Origin of the sequence: Pseudomonas fluorescens (assembly GCF_000802965.1) — a bacterium.
Classification (GTDB): domain Bacteria; phylum Pseudomonadota; class Gammaproteobacteria; order Pseudomonadales; family Pseudomonadaceae; genus Aquipseudomonas; species Aquipseudomonas fluorescens_A.
This window is the reverse complement of sequence record NZ_JSAK01000033.1, coordinates 123902-145109: the sequence shown is the minus strand read 5'-3', so window position 1 is coordinate 145109 and position 21208 is coordinate 123902. Positions and strand designations below refer to the sequence as shown.

Below are 21208 nucleotides of genomic sequence, written 5' to 3'. Positions count from 1 at the left end.
TAAAAAACGCCCCTGTCGCAAGACCGGGGCGTTTTTGTACGTGCCGTCTGACCTGCGAACGTGACGCTTGCGCCGTGGATCAGGTACAATTCCCGGCTATTTTTCGGCGGGCTATGCCTGCAGCCTTTTTGAGTGTTGATCCGTGAGTGATTTGAGTCATATCCGCAATTTCTCCATCATCGCCCACATTGACCATGGCAAGTCGACGCTGGCCGACCGTTTCATTCAGATGTGTGGCGGCCTGGCCGAGCGCGAAATGGAAGCCCAGGTCCTCGACTCCATGGACCTTGAGCGGGAACGCGGCATCACCATCAAGGCGCATAGCGTTACCCTGTATTACAAAGCCCGTGATGGCGTCACCTATCAGCTGAACTTCATTGATACCCCCGGCCACGTTGACTTCACCTATGAAGTCAGCCGTTCGTTGGCGGCCTGTGAAGGCGCGCTGCTGGTGGTCGATGCCGGTCAGGGCGTTGAAGCCCAGTCCGTAGCCAACTGCTATACCGCGATCGAGCAGGGCCTGGAAGTGATGCCGGTGCTGAACAAGATCGACCTGCCACAGGCCGATCCGGACCGCGTCAAAGAAGAAATCGAAAAAATCATCGGCATCGATGCCACCGACGCGGTCACTTGCAGCGCCAAGACCGGTCTGGGCGTCGATGAAGTGCTGGAGCGCCTGGTTACCACCATTCCTGCGCCAACCGGCAACATCGAAGATCCGTTGCAAGCGTTGATCATCGACTCCTGGTTCGACAACTACCTGGGTGTTGTGTCCCTGGTTCGCGTGCGCCACGGCCGCGTGAAGAAGGGCGACAAGATCCTGGTCAAATCCACCGGCAAGATCCACCTGGTGGACAGCGTGGGTGTATTCAACCCGAAACACACCGCCACCGTTGACCTGAAGGCCGGCGAAGTGGGCTTCATCATCGCCGGTATCAAGGACATCCACGGTGCACCAGTCGGTGACACCCTGACCTTGAGCTCGACGCCAGATGTCGACGTCCTGCCAGGCTTCAAACGCATCCAGCCGCAGGTTTACGCCGGCCTGTTCCCGGTCAGCTCCGACGATTTCGAAGATTTCCGTGAAGCGCTGCAAAAGCTCACCCTGAACGATTCGTCGCTGCAGTACACCCCGGAAAGCTCCGACGCCCTGGGCTTCGGCTTCCGTTGCGGCTTCCTCGGCATGCTGCACATGGAGATCATCCAGGAGCGCCTCGAGCGCGAGTACGACCTGGACCTGATCACCACCGCGCCGACAGTAATCTTCGAGCTGCTGCTCAAGACCGGCGAGACGATCTACGTCGATAACCCGTCGAAACTGCCGGATCTGTCTTCCATCGAAGACATGCGTGAGCCGATCGTGCGGGCCAACATTCTTGTGCCGCAAGAGCACCTTGGCAACGTCATTACGCTGTGCATCGAAAAACGTGGTGTGCAGGTCGACATGCTGTTCCTCGGCACCCAGGTCCAGGTGACCTACGACTTGCCGATGAACGAAGTGGTCCTGGACTTCTTCGATCGCCTGAAGTCCACCAGCCGCGGCTATGCTTCGCTGGATTACCATTTCGATCGTTACCAATCGGCTAGTCTGGTGAAACTGGATGTGCTGATCAACGGCGACAAGGTCGACGCCCTGGCGCTGATCGTGCACCGTGACAACGCGCACTACAAAGGTCGCCAGTTGACCGAGAAGATGAAAGAACTGATTCCGCGGCAGATGTTCGACGTGGCAATCCAGGCCGCCATTGGCGGGCAGATTGTGGCGCGGACAACCGTCAAGGCGCTCAGAAAGAACGTATTGGCCAAATGCTACGGTGGTGACGTCAGCCGTAAGAAGAAACTGCTGGAGAAGCAAAAGGCCGGTAAAAAACGCATGAAGCAGGTCGGCAACGTGGAAATTCCACAAGAAGCCTTCCTTGCCGTGCTCAGGTTGGATAGTTAGGTCCTATGTCACTAAATTTCCCGCTGTTGCTGGTCATCGCCGTATTTGTCTGCGGCCTGTTGGCGTTGCTTGATCTGTTGATCCTGGCACCGCGTCGGCGTGCCGCCATCGCTTCCTATCAGGGCAGCGTCAGCCAGCCTGATGTGGTGGTGGTCGAGAAACTGAACAAAGAGCCGCTGCTGGTTGAATATGGCAAGTCGTTCTTCCCGGTGTTGTTCATCGTGCTGGTGCTGCGTTCGTTCCTGGTGGAACCGTTCCAGATTCCTTCCGGCTCGATGAAACCAACCCTGGACGTCGGCGACTTCATTCTGGTGAGCAAGTTTTCTTACGGGATCCGCCTGCCGGTGATCGACAAGAAAATCATCGAAGTCGGTGAGCCACAACGCGGTGATGTGATGGTGTTCCGCTATCCGAGCGACCCGAACGTCAACTACATCAAGCGTGTAGTGGGCTTGCCGGGTGATCAGGTTCGCTACACTGCTGACAAGCGTCTGTTCGTCAACGGCGAGTCGATTGCTGAAAAACTGGTCGGCTCCGAGCCGGGTACGCTGGGCAGCGCCGAGCTCTACAAGGAAAAACTCGGCGCTGCCGAGCACTTGATCCGCAAGGAAATGAGCCGCTACCGCGCAACGCCGGACCGTACATGGACCGTGCCGGCCGGGCACTATTTCATGATGGGCGACAACCGCGACAACTCCAACGACAGTCGCTACTGGGATGATCCGAGCATTCCCAAGGATCTGCTGGGCATGGTTCCCGACAAGAATATCGTCGGCAAGGCCTTCGCAGTCTGGATGAGCTGGCCGGAACCCAAACTCAGTCACCTGCCGAATTTCTCGCGGGTTGGCCTGATCCAGTAATCACACACGGCGCTGTTGAACACAGCGCCGAATGCATTTCTGGAACCGGCACATTCGGGACTGGAAGCATGAAGCCAATGATATTCAGGACGTTATTTTTGAACACAGCGTTAATTGTCCCAAGCCTGCGCCCAATCCCGGCGATGGCGGTGGAATCCAACCACGAACTCAGCGTGGGTAAACCGTGAGCGTCTCCTTAAGCCGTCTCGAGCGTCAGCTCGGTTACACCTTCAAGGATCAGGAACTGATGGTCCTGGCCCTGACTCACCGCAGCTTTGCCGGGCGTAACAACGAACGCCTGGAATTCCTCGGTGATGCCATTCTCAACTTCGTCGCCGGCGAGGCTTTGTTCGATCGCTTCCCGTTGGCTCGCGAAGGCCAATTGTCGCGTTTGCGCGCGCGCCTGGTGAAAGGTGAGACCCTGGCCGTACTGGCCCGTGGTTTCGATCTGGGCGAGTACTTGCGTTTGGGTTCCGGCGAATTGAAAAGCGGCGGGTTCCGTCGCGAGTCGATTCTGGCCGATGCCCTGGAAGCGCTGATTGGTGCGATCTATCTGGACGCCGGCATGGAAGTGGCGCGCGAACGCGTGCTGGCCTGGCTGGCCGGTGAGTTCGAAGGCCTGACACTGGTCGACACCAACAAGGATCCCAAGACCCGTTTGCAGGAACACCTGCAATCGCGCGGTTGCGATCTTCCTCGTTACGAGGTGGTGGACATCCAGGGTGAGCCGCACTGCCGGACCTTCTTCGTCGAATGCGAAGTTGTCTTACTGAATGAAAAAAGCCGAGGTCAGGGTGTGAGCCGTCGTATTGCCGAACAGGTAGCGGCCGCCGCAGCACTGATTGCCCTGGGCGTGGAGAATGGCAATGACTGATACAAACGCAACTCGCTGTGGCTACGTTGCCATCGTCGGCCGTCCCAACGTGGGCAAGTCCACACTGCTGAATCACATCCTCGGCCAGAAGCTCGCGATCACCTCACGCAAGCCACAGACCACTCGGCACAACATGCTCGGCATCAAGACCGAGGGTGCCGTGCAAGCGATCTACGTTGACACCCCTGGCATGCACAAGGGTGGCGAAAAGGCGCTGAACCGCTACATGAACAAGACCGCTTCGGCGGCGTTGAAAGACGTCGACGTGGTGATCTTCGTGGTGGATCGCACCAAGTGGACCGAAGAAGACCAGATGGTCCTCGAGCGCGTGCAATACGTGACCGGCCCGTTGATCGTGGCGCTGAACAAGACCGACCGCATCGAAGACAAGGCCGAGCTGATGCCGCACTTGTCCTGGTTGCAGGAACAGCTGCCGAACGCGCAGATCATCCCGATTTCGGCCCAGCACGGTCACAACCTCGACGCGCTGGAGCGCGTGATTGCCGAGCATCTGCCGGAAAACGATCACTTCTTCCCGGAAGACCAGATCACCGACCGCAGCAGCCGTTTCCTCGCCGCCGAACTGGTACGCGAGAAAATCATGCGCCAGATGGGCGCCGAGCTGCCGTACCAGATCACCGTCGAAATCGAAGAGTTCAAGCAGCAGGGCAAGACCCTGCACATCCATGCCTTGATCCTCGTCGAGCGTGACGGCCAGAAGAAAATCATCATTGGCGACAAGGGCGAGCGCATCAAGCGCATCGGCACCGAGGCGCGCAAGGACATGGAGTTGCTGTTCGACTCCAAGATCATGCTGAACCTGTGGGTCAAGGTTAAGGGTGGCTGGTCCGATGACGAGCGTGCGTTACGTTCGCTGGGTTATGGCGACCTGTAACTGATTCAAAGATCAAAAGATCGCAGCCTTCGGCAGCTCCTACATGGGTTTTGTGTTTACCTGTAGGAGCTGCCGAAGGCTGCGATCTTTTTGCAATTCCTGACAGGTAAATTCTTCACCATGTCGCAAACTCCGGCACTCGGCCAACCCGCCTACGTCCTCCATTCCCGCGCCTACCGCGAAAGCAGTGCGCTGGTGGACTTCCTCACGCCGCAAGGTCGGCTGCGGGCGGTGTTGCGCAGTGCGCGGGGCAAGGCCGGGACGCTGGCGCGGCCGTTTGTGCCGCTGGAAGTCGAGTTCCGCGGACGCGGCGAGCTGAAGAATGTCGGTCGTATGGAAAGTGCCGGCGTTTCCACCTGGCTCAATGGCGAGGCGCTGTTCAGTGGCCTGTATCTCAATGAATTACTGATTCGCCTGCTGCCTGCCGAAGACCCGCATCCCGCCGTGTTCGATCACTACGCCGCGACCTTGCTGGCCCTGGCCGAAGGGCGTGCGCTGGAGCCACTGCTGCGTTCGTTCGAGTGGCGGCTGCTGGATGATCTGGGCTACGGCTTTTCCATGAATACCGACATTCACGACGAGCCCATCGCACCTGACGGCCTCTATCGCTTGCAAGTGGACGCGGGGCTGGAGCGGGTTTACCTGCTGCAACCCGGCCTGTTCAACGGTACGGAATTACTGGCCATGGCCGATGCTGACTGGAGCGCTCCCGGTGCCTTGTCGGCGGCCAAGCGTTTGATGAGACAGGCGCTGGCCGTTCATCTGGGCGGTCGGCCGCTGGTTTCCCGAGAGTTGTTTCGAAAGCCGTAAATTCCCCGTGTATGCTGTGCACCGAACTTTCTCTTCTTCTGGAGCGCTTTCCGTGACCACCAGCACCCGTATTCTTCTTGGCGTGAACATCGACCACGTTGCCACCCTGCGTCAGGCCCGGGGCACTCGCTACCCGGATCCGGTCAAGGCAGCACTGGACGCGGAAGAGGCGGGCGCTGACGGCATCACCGTGCACCTGCGTGAAGACCGTCGGCACATCCAGGAACGCGATGTGCTGCTGCTCAAGGACGTGCTGCAAACCCGCATGAACTTCGAAATGGGCGTCACTGAAGAGATGATGCAGTTCGCCGAACGGATTCGTCCGGCGCATATTTGCCTGGTGCCGGAAACCCGTCAGGAGCTGACCACCGAAGGTGGCCTGGACGTGGCGGGGCAGGAAGCGCGGATCAAGGCCGCGGTGGAGCGCCTGTCGAAGATTGGCTCCGAAGTGTCGCTGTTCATTGACGCCGACGAGCGTCAGATCGAAGCGTCCCGTCGTGTCGGCGCCCCCGCCATCGAGTTGCACACTGGGCGTTATGCCGATGCCGAGACGCCGACTGAAGTGGCGGAAGAACTCAAGCGCGTGGCTGATGGCGTGGCGTTTGGTTTGGCCCAGGGTCTGATCGTCAATGCAGGCCACGGTCTGCACTATCACAACGTTGAGGCCGTGGCGGCGATCAAGGGCATCAACGAGCTGAATATTGGCCATGCACTGGTGGCTCATGCGTTGTTCGTCGGGTTCAAGTCGGCTGTTTCGGAGATGAAAGCGCTGATTCTGGCGGCGGCTTTGAAGGGTTAAGATCAAAAGATCGCAGCCTTCGGCAGCTCCTACAGGGGATCGCATTCCAATGTAGGAGCTGCCGCAGGCTGCGATTCTTGCTTTAAAGCGGCGTTGATTCTGGCGGCGGCTTTGAAGGGTTAAGATCAAAAGATCGCAGCCTTCGGCAGCTCCTACAAGGTGAACACAAATCCCCTGTAGGAGCTGCCGAAGGCTGCGATCTTTTGCTTTAAAGGGGAGCCGGTTCCTGCGCAGGCTTGCTCTTGTCGATCCCCGGCACGTGCAGGTTGCCCTCGGCGACCTGGTCGCCTTCAAGCTGCGGCTGCGTGACCCAGGTCAGGATGTCGTAGTAGCGGCGGATGTTCGCCACGAAATGCACTGGCTCGCCGCCACGGGCGTAGCCGTAACGGGTTTTGCTGTACCACTTCTTCTCGGACAGACGCGGCAGCATTTTCTTCACGTCCAGCCACTTGTCCGGATTCAGCCCTTCCTTGGCCGCCAGTTTGCGCGCGTCGTCCAGGTGACCGCTGCCGACGTTGTAGGCGGCGAGGGCAAACCAGGTGCGATCCGGCTCCTGGATCGAATCGTCCAGCTGTTCCTTCATATAGGCCAGGTACTTGGCGCCGCCCATGATGCTCTGCTTGGGGTCGAGGCGGTTGGACACGCCCATGGCCTGTGCGGTGTTCTGGGTCAGCATCATCAAGCCACGCACGCCGGTCTTGGACGTGACGGCCGGTTGCCACAGGGATTCCTGATAGCCGATCGCCGCCAGCAGGCGCCAGTCGACTTTTTCTTTCTTGGCGTACGCCTTGAAGTGCTGTTCGTACTTGGGCAGGCGCTGCTGCAAATGCTGGGCGAACGTGGTGGCGCCCATGTAGCCGAGGACGTCGACATGCCCGTAATAACGGTCTTTAAGGCGTTGCAGGGTGCCGTTTTTCTTGACCTTGTCGAGGTAGTCGTTGATCTCGTTGAGCAGGCTGTTGTCGTCACCGGGCGCCACCGCCCAACTCTGGTTGCTGGCGTCACCCAGGTCAAAGGCGACCCGGATGTTAGTGAAGTAGACCTGGTTCATCGCCACTTCATTGGAGTCGACCAGTGTCAGGTCGATCTGACCTTCGTCGACCATGCGCAACAGATCGACCACTTCAACCTGGTCGGACTCTTCATAATCAATGCCGGGAAATTTCTTTTTCAGCTCCGCCAGTTGTCCGGCGTGGGTGCTGCCCTTGAGTACCATGATCTTCTTGCCCACCAGATCCTTCGCATCGGTCGGCCGTGATTTGCCGTTGCGGTAGATGATCTGCGGGGTGACTTCCAGATAGGAGTGGGAAAAACGCACCTGCTTCTTGCGTTCTTCGCTGCTGACCAGGCCGGCGGCGGCCAGCACCGGGCCGTTGGGCTTGCCGACCTGATTGAACAGGTCGTCGAGGTTGTCGGCGGTCTCGATCTTCAGCTCGACTCCCAGATCGTCGGCAAAGCGCTTCACCAGCTCGTATTCGAAGCCGGTTTCACCGTTACGATCCTGAAAGTAGGTGGCGGGGCTGTTACGGGTGACCACCCGCAGCACACCATCCTCCTTTACGCGCTCCAGCGTGTTGGGTTTATCAACACAGCCACCGAGCATCAGGAAGAGTCCGGTTGCGATCAGCCATTTGGCGTACCGCGGACGCAAAGCCGTTGGGGAAAACATGTGCGCAGTATACGCAAAGGACCACGGGCGCCATATCTCGACAGCGAAGGGGTTGTCTGCTAGCGATCACAAAATCGGCCGAAACCCCGCAGGAATGGGCTTTGTCTGCATTTTGATACAGTAAAAATAAGCTGTTGTTATGTGCCCGTTTAACCTGACTTTCGAGGCAGAAACACAGATCGACACTCGAGTGCAACCGTGCGTAGCGTTTCGGGTGATGTCGCGGGCTGTTTAGGCTAGAATGCACGGCCTCAAAGCACACCCCTTCCCGAGGCTGTCCCGAAGATGTTGATCCTGCGCGGCGCTCCTGCCCTTTCTGCCTTTCGCCACAGCAAGCTCCTTGAGCAACTGAGCCAGAAGGTTCCGGCTGTCAGCGGCCTGTATGCTGAATTCGCTCACTTCGCCGAAGTTACCGGCGTCCTGACCGGCGACGAACAGCAGGTGCTCGCGCGCCTTCTGAAGTACGGTCCAAGCGTTCCGGTACAAGAGCCGACCGGTCGTCTGTTCCTGGTGTTGCCGCGTTTCGGCACCATCTCGCCATGGTCGAGCAAGGCCAGCGACATCGCTCGCAATTGCGGTCTGACCAAGATCCAGCGCCTGGAGCGCGGCATCGCCTTCTACGTTGCCGGCCAGTTCAGCGATGCTGAAGCACAGCTGATTGCTGATGCGCTGCACGACCGCATGACCCAGATCGTCCTGGGCAACCTCGAACAGGCTGCCGGCCTGTTCAGCCACGCCGAACCCAAGCCCCTGACCGCGATCGACGTGTTGGGTGGCGGCCGCGCCGCGCTGGAAAAAGCCAACACCGAGCTGGGCCTGGCCCTGGCTGAAGACGAGATCGATTACCTGGTCAACGCCTTCGTCGGCTTGAAGCGCAACCCGCACGACATCGAACTGATGATGTTCGCCCAGGCGAACTCCGAGCACTGCCGTCACAAGATCTTCAACGCCAGTTGGGACATCGACGGCGAGAGCCAGGAAAAAAGCCTGTTCGGCATGATCAAGAACACCTACGTGATGCACAGCGAAGGCGTTCTGTCAGCTTATAAGGACAACGCTTCGGTGATCGTCGGCTCGGTAGCCGGTCGTTTCTTCCCGGACCCTGAAACTCGCCAGTACGGCGCGGTGCAGGAGCCGGTGCACATCCTGATGAAAGTCGAGACTCACAACCACCCGACCGCGATTGCCCCGTTCCCGGGCGCATCCACCGGTTCCGGTGGCGAGATCCGCGACGAAGGCGCTACCGGTCGCGGTGCCAAGCCTAAGGCTGGCCTGACCGGTTTCACCGTGTCCAACCTGCAGATCCCAGGTTTCGAGCAGCCGTGGGAAGTGCCGTACGGCAAGCCCGAGCGCATCGTGACCGCGCTGGACATCATGATCGAAGGCCCGCTGGGCGGCGCCGCGTTCAACAACGAATTCGGCCGTCCGGCCCTGACTGGCTACTTCCGTACCTTCGAACAATCGATCACCACCCCGCACGGTGACGAAGTTCGCGGTTACCACAAGCCAATCATGCTGGCTGGCGGCATGGGCAACATCCGTGAAGAGCACGTCAAGAAAGGCGAGATCCTGGTCGGCTCCAAGCTGATCGTGCTCGGCGGCCCGGCGATGTTGATCGGCCTGGGCGGCGGCGCGGCTTCCTCCATGGCCACCGGTACCAGCTCGGCAGACCTGGACTTCGCTTCCGTACAGCGTGAAAACCCTGAGATGGAGCGTCGCTGCCAGGAAGTCATCGACCGTTGCTGGCAGCTGGGCGACAAGAACCCGATCAGCTTCATCCACGACGTGGGTGCAGGCGGTCTGTCCAACGCCTTCCCGGAACTGGTCAACGACGGCGACCGCGGTGGCCGTTTCGAACTGCGCAACATTCCAAACGACGAGCCGGGCATGGCCCCGCACGAAATCTGGTCCAACGAATCCCAGGAACGTTACGTTCTGGCGGTCGGTCCGGCTGACTTCGAGCGCTTCAAGGCGATCTGCGAACGTGAGCGTTGCCCGTTTGCCGTCGTCGGCGAAGCCACTGCCGAACCGCAGCTTACTGTCACGGATAGCCACTTCGGCAACAGCCCGGTGGACATGCCGCTGGAAGTGTTGCTGGGCAAAGCCCCGCGCATGCACCGTTCGGTGGTTCGTGAAAACGAGCTAGGCGACGATTTCGATCCGTCTACCCTGGACATCGGCGAGTGCGTCGAGCGCGTGCTGCATCACCCGGCCGTGGCGAGCAAGAGCTTCCTGATCACCATCGGCGACCGCACCATCACCGGCCTGGTGGCCCGTGACCAAATGGTCGGTCCGTGGCAGGTTCCGGTGGCCGACGTTGCCGTCACCGCCACCAGTTTCGACGTCTACACCGGCGAAGCCATGGCCATGGGTGAGCGTACTCCGCTGGCGCTGCTGGACGCTCCGGCGTCGGGTCGCATGGCCATCGGCGAAACCCTGACCAACATCGCGGCCTCGCGCATCGGCAAGATCTCCGACATCAAGTTGTCGGCGAACTGGATGTCCGCTGCCGGTCACCCGGGTGAAGACGCACGTCTGTACGACACCGTGAAAGCGGTCGGCATGGAACTGTGCCCTGAGCTGGGCATCACCATTCCGGTGGGCAAGGACTCGATGTCCATGGCTACGCGCTGGAACGATGAAGGCGTCGACAAATCCGTCACGTCGCCAATGTCGCTGATCGTGACCGGTTTCGCGCCAGTGACTGACATCCGTCAGACCCTGATCCCGCAACTGCGCATGGACAAGGGCACCACCGACCTGATCCTGATCGACCTCGGCCGTGGCCAGAACCGCATGGGCGCCTCGATCCTGGCCCAGGTTCACGGCAAGCTCGGCAAACAGGCTCCGGACGTCGATGACGCCGAAGACCTGAAAGCCTTCTTCGCCGTGATCCAGGGCCTCAACGCCGACGGTCACCTGCTGGCTTACCACGACCGTTCCGACGGTGGTCTGCTGACCAGCGCCGTGGAAATGGCCTTCGCCGGTCATTGCGGCCTGAGCCTAAACCTCGACGGTCTGGCTGAAACCTCCGCTGACATCGCCGCGATCCTGTTCAACGAAGAACTGGGTGCCGTGATCCAGGTTCGCCAGGACGCTACGCCGGACATCCTCGCGCAGTTCAGCGCTGCCGGTCTGGGCGAGTGCGTGTCGGTGATCGGTCAGCCGATCAACAACGGCCAGATCAACATCACCTTCAACGGTGACACCGTGTTCGAAGGCCAGCGTCGTCTGATGCAGCGCCAGTGGGCGGAGACCAGCTACCAGATCCAGCGTCTGCGTGACAACGCCGACTGCGCCGATCAAGAGTTCGACGTGTTGCTGGAAGAAGACAATCCGGGCCTGAGCGTCAAGCTCAGCTACGACGTCAACCAGGACATCGCTGCGCCTTACATCAAGAAAGGCATCCGTCCACAGGTTGCCGTGCTGCGTGAGCAGGGCGTCAACGGTCAGGTGGAAATGGCAGCGGCGTTCGACCGCGCCGGTTTCAACGCGATCGACGTGCACATGAGCGACATTCTGGCCGGCCGTGTCGACCTGAACGAGTTCAAGGGCCTGGTTGCTTGCGGCGGTTTCTCCTACGGCGACGTATTGGGTGCCGGTGAAGGCTGGGCGAAATCCGCGCTGTTCAACAGCCGTGCCCGCGATGCGTTCCAGGGCTTCTTCGAACGTAACGACAGCTTCACCCTCGGCGTGTGCAACGGTTGCCAGATGATGTCCAACCTCCACGAGCTGATCCCGGGCAGCGAGTTCTGGCCGCACTTCGTGCGTAACCGCTCCGAGCAATTCGAAGCGCGCGTAGCAATGGTGCAGATCCAGGAATCGAACTCGATCTTCCTGCAGGGCATGGCCGGTTCGCGTATGCCAATCGCCATTGCTCACGGTGAAGGTCATGCCGAGTTCGCCAGCGAAGAAGCTCTGCTGGAAGCCGATCTGTCCGGTTGCGTGGCGATGCGTTTTGTCGACAACCACGGCAAGGTCACCGAAACCTACCCGGCCAACCCGAACGGCTCACCGCGCGGGATCACCGGTTTGACCAGCCGCGACGGTCGCGTAACGATCATGATGCCGCACCCGGAGCGTGTGTTCCGCGCCGTGCAGAACTCGTGGCGTTCGGAAGACTGGAACGAAGACGCACCTTGGATGCGCATGTTCCGTAATGCCCGCGTCTGGGTTAACTGATAGCTGTGTACAAGCTCAGCTTTTTCGTTCCTGACAGTCATGTCGAGGTGGTCAAGAGCGCCGTATTCGCTGCCGGTGGCGGGCGGATCGGGGCTTATGACCATTGCGCCTGGCAGGTGTTGGGCCAAGGCCAGTTTCGTCCGTTGGATGGCAGTTCGCCGTTCATTGGCGAAGCGGGGCAGGTCGAGCAGGTCGAGGAATGGAAAGTTGAGCTTGTGGTAGCGGATGAGTTGATTCGTTCGGTGGTGGCGGCTTTGAAACAGAGTCACCCCTACGAGACACCAGCTTATGAAGTGTGGCGGTTGGAGGATTTCTGATCTTCTCGTCGCTTAAACAAAAAACCCGCTGAAAGCGATTTCAGCGGGTTTTTTATTGCCTTTAACGCACCCCCTGTAGGAGCTGCCGAAGGCTGCGATCTTTTGATCTTAAAAAATCAAGATCAAAAGATCGCAGCCTGCGGCAGCTCCTACAGGGTGCGTGTCGAACTTATGGGCGGATTTCGATCATCGTGCCATCCGGCACCAGGTTCCAGATTTCGCGCATGTCCATGTTGCGCATGGCGATGCAGCCATCGGTCCAGTCCAGGGTGTGGAACAGGTCTTCCGGAGTGTCTTCGGTGTCCGGGGTGCCGTGGATCATGATCATGCCACCAGGCTCGACGCCTTCGCGGCGGGCGCGGGCGGAATCGCTGATGTTCGGGTAGGAGATGTGCATCGCCAGGTTGAAGCGGTCACTGACTTTGCGCCAGTCGACCCAATAGAAACCCTCCGGCGTGCGCTTGTCACCCTCCATCAGCTTCGGCCCCTTGGGGCGTTTGCCCAGGGAAATGCGATAGGTCTTCAGCGGCTTGCCGTCATTGATCAATTGCAATTGATGAGAGGACTTGAGAACCAGAATTTTCTCGATGGGCTTGCCGTTGAGCGTTTCCACGGCGGAAGCCTGGGACAGCGCTACAAACGACAAGCAAAACAGGGCAAGCAACCAGCGCATTGAAACGATTCCCCAAGAGGTGTCGCGACTATTTAGTTATAGATGTTTTTGCAAGGAGCTGCCGCAGGCAGCAATCTTTAAGCGCCTGCGACGGTGCCGAATTTGTAATCAAATAATTGCAGGCTGAGCCAGCGGCGGGATCGATTCTGACCGCACGGGGTAGACCTCGGTCCGACGGTCAGCGAAGAAGCATTCTAAGGTACGGCCCACCGTGCGGAAAGCCAACTCGGACCAAGGAATGTCGGCTTCGTCGAATAGTTGCACTTCCAGGCTCTCCGGACCGGCAGAAAAGTCCAGGTCCGCCAGTTCGGCGCGGAAAAACACGTGCACCTGGCTGATGTGCGGCACGTCGATCAGCGTATAGATGCTCAGGTTGCGCACCCGGGCGCAGGCTTCCTCGGCGGTTTCGCGGATGGCCGCCTGCTCGATGGTCTCGCCGTTCTCCATGAAACCGGCGGGCAGGGTCCAGTAGCCGAGGCGCGGCTCGATGGCGCGTCGGCACAGCAACACCTTGGAGCCCCAGGTCGCCACGCACCCGGCGACGATATTGGGGTTCTGGTAATGAATGACGTGACAGCTGTCGCAGACGAAACGCAGGCGCGAATCGCCTTCTGGAATGCGCTGGGTCACCGGGTTGCCGCACTGACTGCAAAATTTCATGCTTGGGTTCCTGAATGCTGCGCCTATCTTGGCGTGCGGCGGTGTCTGACGGCAAGTTGTCGTTTCGCGACACGCCGCCATTCGGGGGGTTGGGCGACCGATGCGATTGGTGCATGATGCAGGGTAAGGTACAGATCGAGAACACTCATGCTGGACGAGCTACTGCATCGGGTAAGTAACCACACACCGCGAACGCTGGAGACCGACCGACGTTTCCCCGAGGCCGCCGTCCTGGTGCCCATCACTCGCAGTGATGAGCCGGAGTTGGTATTGACCCTGCGTGCCAGCGGACTCTCGACCCATGGCGGCGAAGTCGCTTTTCCCGGCGGCCGACGCGACCCCGAAGACCCGGACCTGATTTTCACTGCCCTGCGCGAAGCCGAAGAAGAGATCGGCCTGCCGCCCGGATTGGTCGAGGTGATCGGCCCGTTGAGCCCGCTGATTTCCCTGCACGGCATCAAGGTCACCCCTTATGTTGGGGTGATTCCGGACTTCGTCGAGTACCAGGCCAATGATGCCGAGATCGCCGCGGTTTTCAGCGTGCCGCTGGAATTCTTCCGCAAGGACCCGCGTGAACACACCCACCGCATCGATTATCAAGGCCGCAGTTGGTACGTGCCGAGCTATCGCTATGGCGAGTACAAGATCTGGGGCCTGACAGCGATCATGATCGTCGAGTTGATCAACCTGCTCTATGACGCGAAAATCAGCCTGCACCAACCCCCGAAAAGCTTTATCAATACTTGAAGCCATCATTCGAATGGCCTGAACACGCCGCTGCCTGAGCCTTGAGGACAACACGATGAAATACCGCCTGGGCGACGCCCGTGTCGAGACCCACCCACAGAGCTGGGTCGCACCCAACGCCGTGCTCGTGGGCAAGGTCAAGCTGGAAGAGGGCGCCAACGTCTGGTTCAACGCCGTGCTGCGCGGCGACAACGAGTTGATCCTGATCGGCAAGAACAGCAACGTCCAGGACGGCACCGTGATGCACACCGACATGGGCTACCCGCTGACCATCGGCACCGGCGTGACCATCGGCCACAATGCCATGCTCCATGGCTGCACTGTTGGGGATTACAGCCTGATCGGGATCAACGCTGTCATTCTCAACGGCGCGAAAATCGGCAAGAACTGCATCATCGGCGCCAATTCGCTGATCGGCGAAGGCAAGGAAATTCCCGACGGCTCGCTGGTGATGGGTTCGCCCGGCAAGGTTGTGCGCGAGTTGACCGAACAGCAGAAGAAGATGCTGGAAGCCAGTGCCGCTCACTACGTGCATAACTCCCAGCGTTATGCCCGTGATCTGGCCGAGCAAGAACAATGACCGCTACCGAACGCCCAGTGGCATCGCCCTGCGTGAACATCTGTGCGCTGGACGACGATGACATCTGCACCGGTTGCCAGCGTACGGTAGAAGAAATCACCCGTTGGAGCCGGATGGACAACGAGGAGCGCCGCAAGGTGCTGGGGTTGTGTCATGAGCGGGCGAAAGCCAGTGGGTTGATCTGGATGTTGCCGACCAAATCCAATAATTGAATAGAGCGGGCTTTTGTGGCGAGGGAGCTTGCTCCCGCTGGGCTGCGAAGCAGCCCCAATCTGGTCAAGGTCATACATTTGACACACCGCGTCTTCCGGTTTTGGGACCGCTTCGCGCTCCAGCGGGAGCAAGCTCCCTCGCCACAGGTTATTTGTGTCCGAAGATGAAGTAATCTGTGCGCAAAATTGACAGGTGTTCCCACGCCCCATGCTCTTCCTGATCGCCTACATCAGCAGCGTCGTGCTGATCAACTACGCCTTCTCCACAGCCCCGCACCTGGACATCATCTGGTCGGCCTGGGGCGGGTTGGTGTTCATCCTGCGCGACATGGTGCAAACCCGTTTCGGCCACGGTGCCATCGCGGCGATGCTGGCGGCGCTGGTGCTGTCTTATGTCACGTCTGATCCGTCCATCGCCCTGGCCAGCGCCACGGCGTTCGCAGTCTCCGAGTGCATCGACTGGCTGGTGTTCAGCATCACCAAACGTCCTTTGCACGATCGCCTGTGGATAAGTTCAGCCCTGAGCATTCCCCTCGACACCTTTATCTTTTTCGGCATGATCGATGCGCTGACTCCCGGCGTGATCCTCACCGCCCTGGGCTCGAAGTTCGCCGGTGTGACTGCCGTGTGGCTGATCATGGCGTGGCGCCTGCGCAAACAGGCTGTCGTCGGCTGAAGTTCATGTAAAATGCCGCGCTTTCTCCCCATGGGAAGCGCGCATGGCGACGCATCCCTCGATGATCCGCTTCTTGAGGACCTGCAGATGACCCGTATCGGAACTCCATTGTCGCCGACCGCGACCCGCGTATTGATGTGTGGCTGTGGCGAGTTGGGCAAGGAAGTGGTGATCGAGCTGCAACGCCTGGGCGTTGAAGTGATTGCCGTGGACCGCTACGCCAACGCGCCGGCCATGCAGGTTGCGCACCGCAGCCACGTCATCAACATGCTCGACGGCGCCGCCCTGCGTGCCGTGATCGAAGCCGAGAAGCCGCACTTCATCGTGCCGGAAATCGAAGCCATCGCCACCGCGACCCTGGTCGAACTGGAAGCCGAAGGCTTCACCGTGATCCCGACCGCGCGCGCCGCGCAGTTGACCATGAACCGCGAAGGCATCCGTCGCCTGGCCGCCGAAGAGCTGGACCTGCCGACCTCGCCGTACCACTTCGCCGACACCTTCGAGGACTACAGCAAGGCTGTCGAAGACCTCGGTTTCCCGTGTGTGGTCAAGCCGGTGATGAGCTCGTCGGGCAAGGGCCAGAGCCTGCTGCGCAGCGTCGATGACGTCAAAACAGCCTGGGACTACGCGCAAGAAGGCGGCCGCGCCGGTAAAGGTCGGGTGATCATCGAAGGCTTCATCGATTTCGACTACGAAATCACCCTGCTGACCGTGCGTCACGTCGGCGGCACTACCTTCTGCGCGCCGGTCGGCCACCGTCAGGAGAAGGGCGACTACCAGGAATCCTGGCAGCCTCAAGCCATGAGCCCGATTGCCTTGGCTGAATCCGAGCGTGTTGCCAAAGCGGTGACTGAAGCGTTGGGCGGCCGTGGTCTGTTTGGTGTTGAGTTGTTCATCAAGGGTGATCAGGTGTGGTTCAGCGAAGTCTCGCCGCGCCCGCACGACACCGGCCTGGTGACCCTGATTTCCCAGGACCTGTCGCAATTCGCCCTGCATGCACGCGCTATTCTCGGTTTGCCGATCCCATTGATCCGTCAGTTCGGACCATCCGCTTCGGCGGTGATCCTGGTGGAAGGGCAGTCGACTCAGACCGCTTTCGCCAACCTCGGTGCTGCGTTGAGCGAGCCGGATACCGCGCTGCGCCTGTTCGGTAAGCCTGAAGTCAACGGTCAGCGCCGCATGGGTGTTGCATTGGCGCGTGACGAGTCGATCGAAGCTGCTCGCGCCAAGGCGACGCGTGCTTCGCAGGCGGTTGTCGTCGAGCTGTAAAAACCTTTTCGCGGGCAAGCCCGCTCCCACAGGTTCCGTGTCCGACCCGGCTTTACGGGTCCGCCTATAATTTGTGGATGCTGAAAATCCCTACTTCAACGCTCCGGGCCTGAACATGAATTCGCAAAGCATCATCGTCCCGAAAATCTCCACGCTGCCGGTGCACGAGCCCCGAGCCCGGGCGATCGTGCGGTGGCTGGTGCGCAAGAACATCATCGAGGAAGAGCTGACCACCTGCGGCCGCACCGGCAATCGCATGGCCCACGCCATCGCCGATGGCGCCCGCGCGGTGGTGCTGCACCCGGAAGCCTTGCCGTTTGGCGAGCCGGTCAATGGCCTGGAAATCGTCACCAAGCGCTGCATCTATACGCCGGCCAAGGGGTTCCTTGAGGAAGCGGGCTGCGCCGAGTGCCGCAAGGAAATTGGCGAAGCGCTGTTCGAAAGCCTCGAAGACTGGATGCCGGGGCGCACCGACAACTTCACTTGCCCGGAATGCGGGCATGAAGATGACATCAACGGCTTCTTGTATCTGCAGGAATGCGGCTTTTCCAACCTGGGCTTCATTTTCAACAACTGGGCCGAAGCCGGGTTCAAGCAGAGCTTTCTCGACGAGTTTGCCGACTGGCTGGATCAACCCGTCAGTTGGGTAAAGGTCGAACTCTAAAAAACGCCGCATCCCCCTGTAGGAGCTGCCGCAGGCTGCGATCTTTTGACCTTGATGTTCAAAAACAAGATCAAAAGATCGCAGCCTGCGGCAGCTCCTACAGGAAGCGAAATTCCCGTATATCTGTAACATCGATAATAGACAGAGTTTTACATTGAACCCGAGGGGGTGTCTGACTATAATGGCGCGCTTCCATTTTCCCGCTCGGGAGCCCCCGCGATGCTGCGTATCAGCCAAGAAGCTCTGACATTCGACGACATTCTCCTAGTGCCCGGTTATTCCGAGGTGCTTCCTAACGAAGTCAGTCTCAAGACCCGCCTTACCCGTGGCATCGAGCTGAATATTCCACTGGTTTCCGCTGCCATGGACACCGTCACTGAAGCCCGTCTGGCAATCGCCATGGCTCAGGAAGGTGGCATCGGCATCATCCACAAGAACATGACCATCGAGCAGCAAGCTGCCGAAGTCCGCAAGGTCAAGCGTTACGAAGCCGGTGTGGTCAAGGACCCGATCACCATCGACGCCGACGCTACCGTGCGCGAGTTGTTCGAACTGACCCGCATGCACAACATCTCCGGCGTCCCGGTGCTGCACAATGGCGACCTGGTCGGCATTGTCACTTCCCGTGACGTGCGTTTCGAAAATCGTCTGGAAGCCACTGTCCGTGAAGTCATGACGCCGAAAGAGCGTCTGGTCACGGTCAAGGAAGGCGCCGACAAGAACGACGTTCGCGAGTTGCTGCACAAGCACCGCATCGAACGCGTGCTGATCGTCGACGACAAATTCGCCCTCAAAGGCATGATGACCGTCAACGACATCGAAAAAGCCAAGGCTTACCCGCTGGCCAGCAAGGACGATCAAGGTCGTCTGCGCGTTGGCGCCGCCGTCGGGACCGGTAAAGACACCGGTGACCGCGTCGCTGCCCTGGTCAACGCCGGCGTTGACGTGGTGGTGGTCGACACCGCCCACGGTCACTCCAAAGGCGTGATCGACCGCGTTCGCTGGGTCAAACAGAATTTCCCTGAAGTGCAGGTCATCGGCGGCAACATCGCCACCGGCGCTGCCGCCAAGGCTCTGGCCGAAGCTGGCGCTGACGCGGTCAAGGTCGGTATCGGCCCGGGCTCGATCTGCACCACTCGTATCGTCGCCGGTGTCGGCGTCCCGCAAATCAGTGCCATCGCCAACGTTGCCGCTGCCCTTGAAGGCACTGGCGTTCCGTTGATCGCCGACGGCGGCATCCGTTTCTCCGGTGACCTGTCCAAGGCCATCGTAGCCGGTGCTTCCTGCGTGATGATGGGCTCGATGTTCGCCGGTACTGAAGAAGCACCGGGCGAGATCGAACTGTTCCAGGGCCGTTCGTACAAGGCTTATCGCGGCATGGGTTCGCTGGGCGCCATGTCCCAGGCTCAAGGCTCCTCCGACCGTTACTTCCAGGACTCCTCGGCAGGCGCCGAGAAACTGGTTCCGGAAGGCATCGAAGGGCGTGTTCCTTACAAGGGCACCCTGAGCGCGATCATCCACCAGTTGATGGGCGGCCTGCGTTCCTCGATGGGTTACACCGGCAGTGCCGACATCGAAGAAATGCGCACCAAGCCTGAGTTCGTGCGGATCACCGGCGCTGGCATGGCCGAGTCCCACGTTCACGACGTGCAGATCACCAAAGAAGCGCCAAACTACCGCGTAGGTTGAGCCTTCAAGCAACAAGCTAAGCAACCGGGGCTGTTTTATTCAGCCCCGAGTTGTTTCTGAATCACGACTGTTTCTGAATGACTTAGACGAGACTGAATCATGGCCCTCGATATTCACGCTCACCGCATCCTGATCCTCGACTTCGGTTCCCAGTACACCCAACTGATCGCCCGCCGCGTGCGTGAAATCGGCGTGTACTGCGAACTGCATCCATTCGATATGGACGAAGATGCGATCCGCGAATTCGCTCCTAAAGGCGTCATCCTCGCTGGCGGCCCAGAGTCGGTCCACGAAGCCAACAGCCCTCGCTGCCCGCAAGCCGTGTTTGACCTGGGCGTTCCGGTCTTCGGTATCTGCTACGGCATGCAGACCATGGCCGAACAACTGGGCGGCAAGGTTGAAGGTTCCGAGCTGCGTGAGTTCGGTTATGCCCGCGTAGACGTGGTCGGCAAGAGCCGCCTGCTCGACGGCATCGAAGACCACATCGACGCTGACGGCCTGTTTGGCCTCGACGTATGGATGAGCCACGGTGACAAGGTCACCAAGATGCCGGAAGACTTCCACATCCTGGCCAGCACCCCGAGCTGCCCGATTGCCGGCATGTTCAGCGACGAGCGTCGTTACTACGGCGTGCAGTTCCACCCGGAAGTGACCCACACCAAGCAGGGCGGTCGCATCCTGTCGCGCTTCATCCTCGACATCTGCGAGTGTGAAGCCCTGTGGACGCCGTCGAAGATCGCTGAGGACGCCATTGCCCAGGTTCGCGCCCAGGTTGGCACCGACAACGTCCTGCTCGGTCTGTCCGGCGGTGTGGATTCGTCCGTGGTTGCCGCGCTGCTGCACAAAGCCATCGGCGACCAGCTGACTTGCGTGTTCGTCGACAACGGCCTGCTGCGCTTGCACGAAGGCGAGCAAGTGATGGCCATGTTCGCCGAGAACATGGGCGTCAAGGTGATTCGCGCCAACGCCGAGGACCAATTCCTCAACAACCTGGCCGGCGAAGCCGACCCGGAGAAGAAGCGCAAGATCATCGGTCGTACCTTCATCGACGTATTCGATGCCCAGTCCAACAAACTGGACAACATCAAGTACCTGGCGCAAGGCACCATCTATCCAGACGTGATCGAGTCGGCTGGCGCGAAAAGCGGCAAGGCCCACGTGATCAAGTCGCACCACAACGTGGGCGGCTTGCCGGAAGAAATGAACCTGAAACTGGTTGAACCGCTGCGTGAGCTGTTTAAGGACGAAGTCCGTCGTCTGGGCCTGGAACTGGGCCTGCCGTACGACATGGTCTACCGTCACCCGTTCCCGGGCCCGGGCCTGGGCGTGCGGATCCTCGGTGAAGTGAAGAAAGAATACGCCGACCTGCTGCGTCGCGCCGACCACATCTTCATCGAAGAACTGCGCAAGGCCGACTGGTACCACAAGGTCAGCCAGGCATTCGTGGTATTCCAGCCGGTGAAATCGGTTGGCGTGGTCGGCGATGGCCGCCGTTACGCTTGGGTTGTGGCCCTGCGTGCCGTGGAAACCATCGACTTCATGACCGCGCGTTGGGCACACCTGCCTTACGAACTGCTGGAAACTGTCAGCGGCCGCATCATCAATGAAATCGAAGGCATCTCCCGCGTCACCTACGACGTGTCGAGCAAGCCGCCGGCGACCATTGAGTGGGAATGATCCTGCACAAGCT

19 protein-coding genes are annotated in these 21208 nt (G+C 59.8%); 16 read left to right on the top strand and 3 right to left on the bottom strand.

From position 1 onward, the window contains the following. The first annotated feature begins 142 nt into the window (after positions 1-142). The 6 genes from lepA to pdxJ all read left to right on the top strand — a co-directional run bounded on the left by lepA (position 143) and on the right by pdxJ (position 6180). Complete coding sequence (gene lepA / locus NL64_RS25360) at positions 143-1942, top strand: translation elongation factor 4 (RefSeq protein WP_034150820.1); 1800 nt, start codon at positions 143-145, stop codon at positions 1940-1942. 5 nt (positions 1943-1947) lie between these two features. Then, positions 1948-2802, top strand: coding sequence for a signal peptidase I (gene lepB, locus NL64_RS25355; RefSeq protein ID WP_034150819.1), 855 nt, complete (start codon positions 1948-1950; stop codon positions 2800-2802). Between the two features lie 184 nt (positions 2803-2986). Further along, positions 2987-3676 (top strand): ribonuclease III, encoded by a 690-nt coding sequence (gene rnc, locus NL64_RS25350; RefSeq protein WP_034150818.1) that lies wholly within the window; start codon positions 2987-2989, stop codon positions 3674-3676. After that, positions 3669-4571, top strand: coding sequence for a GTPase Era (gene era / locus NL64_RS25345; protein ID WP_034150817.1), 903 nt, complete (start codon positions 3669-3671; stop codon positions 4569-4571). Before rnc ends, era begins: the two co-directional genes overlap by 8 nt. 120 nt (positions 4572-4691) lie before the next feature. Further along, positions 4692-5381, top strand: a complete 690-nt coding sequence (gene recO / locus NL64_RS25340) for a DNA repair protein RecO (RefSeq protein WP_034150874.1) — start codon at positions 4692-4694, stop codon at positions 5379-5381. Between the two features lie 52 nt (positions 5382-5433). Continuing rightward, positions 5434-6180, top strand: a complete 747-nt coding sequence (pdxJ, locus tag NL64_RS25335; RefSeq protein ID WP_034150816.1) for a pyridoxine 5'-phosphate synthase — start codon at positions 5434-5436, stop codon at positions 6178-6180. Positions 6181-6388: 208 nt separating this feature from the next. On the opposite strand, the gene mltF is transcribed toward pdxJ, so the two are convergent. Then, positions 6389-7849, bottom strand: a complete 1461-nt coding sequence (mltF, locus tag NL64_RS25330; protein ID WP_034150815.1) for a membrane-bound lytic murein transglycosylase MltF — start codon at positions 7847-7849, stop codon at positions 6389-6391. 285 nt (positions 7850-8134) lie between these two features. Between mltF and purL the strand changes: the two genes are divergently transcribed. Both purL and NL64_RS25320 read left to right on the top strand, forming a co-directional pair. Then, positions 8135-12031 carry a phosphoribosylformylglycinamidine synthase gene (purL, locus tag NL64_RS25325; protein ID WP_034150814.1) on the top strand — a complete coding sequence of 1299 codons (3897 nt, stop codon included), beginning with the start codon at positions 8135-8137 and terminating at the stop codon, positions 12029-12031. 5 nt (positions 12032-12036) lie between these two features. Continuing rightward, a complete protein-coding gene (locus tag NL64_RS25320; RefSeq protein ID WP_034150813.1) occupies positions 12037-12348 on the top strand; it encodes a Nif3-like dinuclear metal center hexameric protein in 312 nt (103 codons plus the stop codon). Between the two features lie 169 nt (positions 12349-12517). Here the strand turns inward: NL64_RS25320 and NL64_RS25315 are convergent, their stop codons facing one another. Both NL64_RS25315 and NL64_RS25310 read right to left on the bottom strand, forming a co-directional pair. Continuing rightward, on the bottom strand, positions 12518-13021 hold the full coding sequence (locus NL64_RS25315) for a L,D-transpeptidase family protein (RefSeq protein ID WP_034150812.1): 504 nt from the start codon (positions 13019-13021) through the stop codon (positions 12518-12520). 108 nt (positions 13022-13129) lie between these two features. Continuing rightward, positions 13130-13681, bottom strand: coding sequence for an NUDIX hydrolase (locus NL64_RS25310; RefSeq protein WP_034150811.1), 552 nt, complete (start codon positions 13679-13681; stop codon positions 13130-13132). A 147-nt stretch (positions 13682-13828) separates the two neighbouring features. Between NL64_RS25310 and NL64_RS25305 the strand changes: the two genes are divergently transcribed. The 8 genes from NL64_RS25305 (at position 13829) to guaA (ending at position 21195) form a co-directional block, all read left to right on the top strand. Beyond that, positions 13829-14428: a CoA pyrophosphatase gene (locus tag NL64_RS25305; RefSeq protein WP_034150810.1), complete on the top strand. Its 600-nt coding sequence runs from the start codon at positions 13829-13831 to the stop codon at positions 14426-14428. A 55-nt stretch (positions 14429-14483) separates the two neighbouring features. Beyond that, complete coding sequence (locus tag NL64_RS25300; protein ID WP_034150809.1) at positions 14484-15008, top strand: gamma carbonic anhydrase family protein; 525 nt, start codon at positions 14484-14486, stop codon at positions 15006-15008. Next, positions 15005-15220, top strand: coding sequence for a DUF1289 domain-containing protein (locus tag NL64_RS25295; RefSeq protein ID WP_034150808.1), 216 nt, complete (start codon positions 15005-15007; stop codon positions 15218-15220). The genes NL64_RS25300 and NL64_RS25295 overlap by 4 nt, the downstream gene beginning before the upstream one ends. Before the next feature lie 208 nt (positions 15221-15428). After that, positions 15429-15896, top strand: a complete 468-nt coding sequence (locus tag NL64_RS25290) for a VUT family protein (RefSeq protein WP_034150807.1) — start codon at positions 15429-15431, stop codon at positions 15894-15896. Positions 15897-15983: 87 nt separating this feature from the next. After that, complete coding sequence (gene purT, locus NL64_RS25285) at positions 15984-17165, top strand: formate-dependent phosphoribosylglycinamide formyltransferase (protein WP_034150806.1); 1182 nt, start codon at positions 15984-15986, stop codon at positions 17163-17165. Positions 17166-17280: 115 nt separating this feature from the next. After that, complete coding sequence (locus NL64_RS25280; RefSeq protein WP_034150873.1) at positions 17281-17829, top strand: hypothetical protein; 549 nt, start codon at positions 17281-17283, stop codon at positions 17827-17829. A 219-nt stretch (positions 17830-18048) separates the two neighbouring features. Beyond that, a complete protein-coding gene (guaB, locus tag NL64_RS25275) occupies positions 18049-19518 on the top strand; it encodes an IMP dehydrogenase (RefSeq protein WP_034150805.1) in 1470 nt (489 codons plus the stop codon). A 99-nt stretch (positions 19519-19617) separates the two neighbouring features. Continuing rightward, the gene (guaA, locus tag NL64_RS25270) at positions 19618-21195 is read left to right on the top strand and encodes a glutamine-hydrolyzing GMP synthase (protein ID WP_034150804.1); all 1578 of its coding nucleotides are present in this window, start codon (positions 19618-19620) and stop codon (positions 21193-21195) included. Positions 21196-21208: the final 13 nt, after the last annotated feature.

What these genes read in the sequence shown, in the direction of transcription:
- guaA (WP_034150804.1), top strand. Translation starts at nt 19,618, where the DNA reads ATGGCCCTCGATATTCACGCTCACCGCATCCTGATCCTCGACTTCGGT.
- lepB (WP_034150819.1), top strand. Translation starts at nt 1,948, where the DNA reads ATGTCACTAAATTTCCCGCTGTTGCTGGTCATCGCCGTATTTGTCTGC.
- recO (WP_034150874.1), top strand. Translation starts at nt 4,692, where the DNA reads ATGTCGCAAACTCCGGCACTCGGCCAACCCGCCTACGTCCTCCATTCC.
- NL64_RS25290 (WP_034150807.1), top strand. Translation starts at nt 15,429, where the DNA reads ATGCTCTTCCTGATCGCCTACATCAGCAGCGTCGTGCTGATCAACTAC.
- NL64_RS25305 (WP_034150810.1), top strand. Translation starts at nt 13,829, where the DNA reads ATGCTGGACGAGCTACTGCATCGGGTAAGTAACCACACACCGCGAACG.
- NL64_RS25300 (WP_034150809.1), top strand. Translation starts at nt 14,484, where the DNA reads ATGAAATACCGCCTGGGCGACGCCCGTGTCGAGACCCACCCACAGAGC.
- mltF (WP_034150815.1), bottom strand. Translation starts at nt 7,849, where the DNA reads ATGTTTTCCCCAACGGCTTTGCGTCCGCGGTACGCCAAATGGCTGATC.
- era (WP_034150817.1), top strand. Translation starts at nt 3,669, where the DNA reads ATGACTGATACAAACGCAACTCGCTGTGGCTACGTTGCCATCGTCGGC.
- guaB (WP_034150805.1), top strand. Translation starts at nt 18,049, where the DNA reads ATGCTGCGTATCAGCCAAGAAGCTCTGACATTCGACGACATTCTCCTA.
- NL64_RS25280 (WP_034150873.1), top strand. Translation starts at nt 17,281, where the DNA reads ATGAATTCGCAAAGCATCATCGTCCCGAAAATCTCCACGCTGCCGGTG.
- NL64_RS25315 (WP_034150812.1), bottom strand. Translation starts at nt 13,021, where the DNA reads ATGCGCTGGTTGCTTGCCCTGTTTTGCTTGTCGTTTGTAGCGCTGTCC.
- purL (WP_034150814.1), top strand. Translation starts at nt 8,135, where the DNA reads ATGTTGATCCTGCGCGGCGCTCCTGCCCTTTCTGCCTTTCGCCACAGC.
- purT (WP_034150806.1), top strand. Translation starts at nt 15,984, where the DNA reads ATGACCCGTATCGGAACTCCATTGTCGCCGACCGCGACCCGCGTATTG.
- NL64_RS25310 (WP_034150811.1), bottom strand. Translation starts at nt 13,681, where the DNA reads ATGAAATTTTGCAGTCAGTGCGGCAACCCGGTGACCCAGCGCATTCCA.
- NL64_RS25295 (WP_034150808.1), top strand. Translation starts at nt 15,005, where the DNA reads ATGACCGCTACCGAACGCCCAGTGGCATCGCCCTGCGTGAACATCTGT.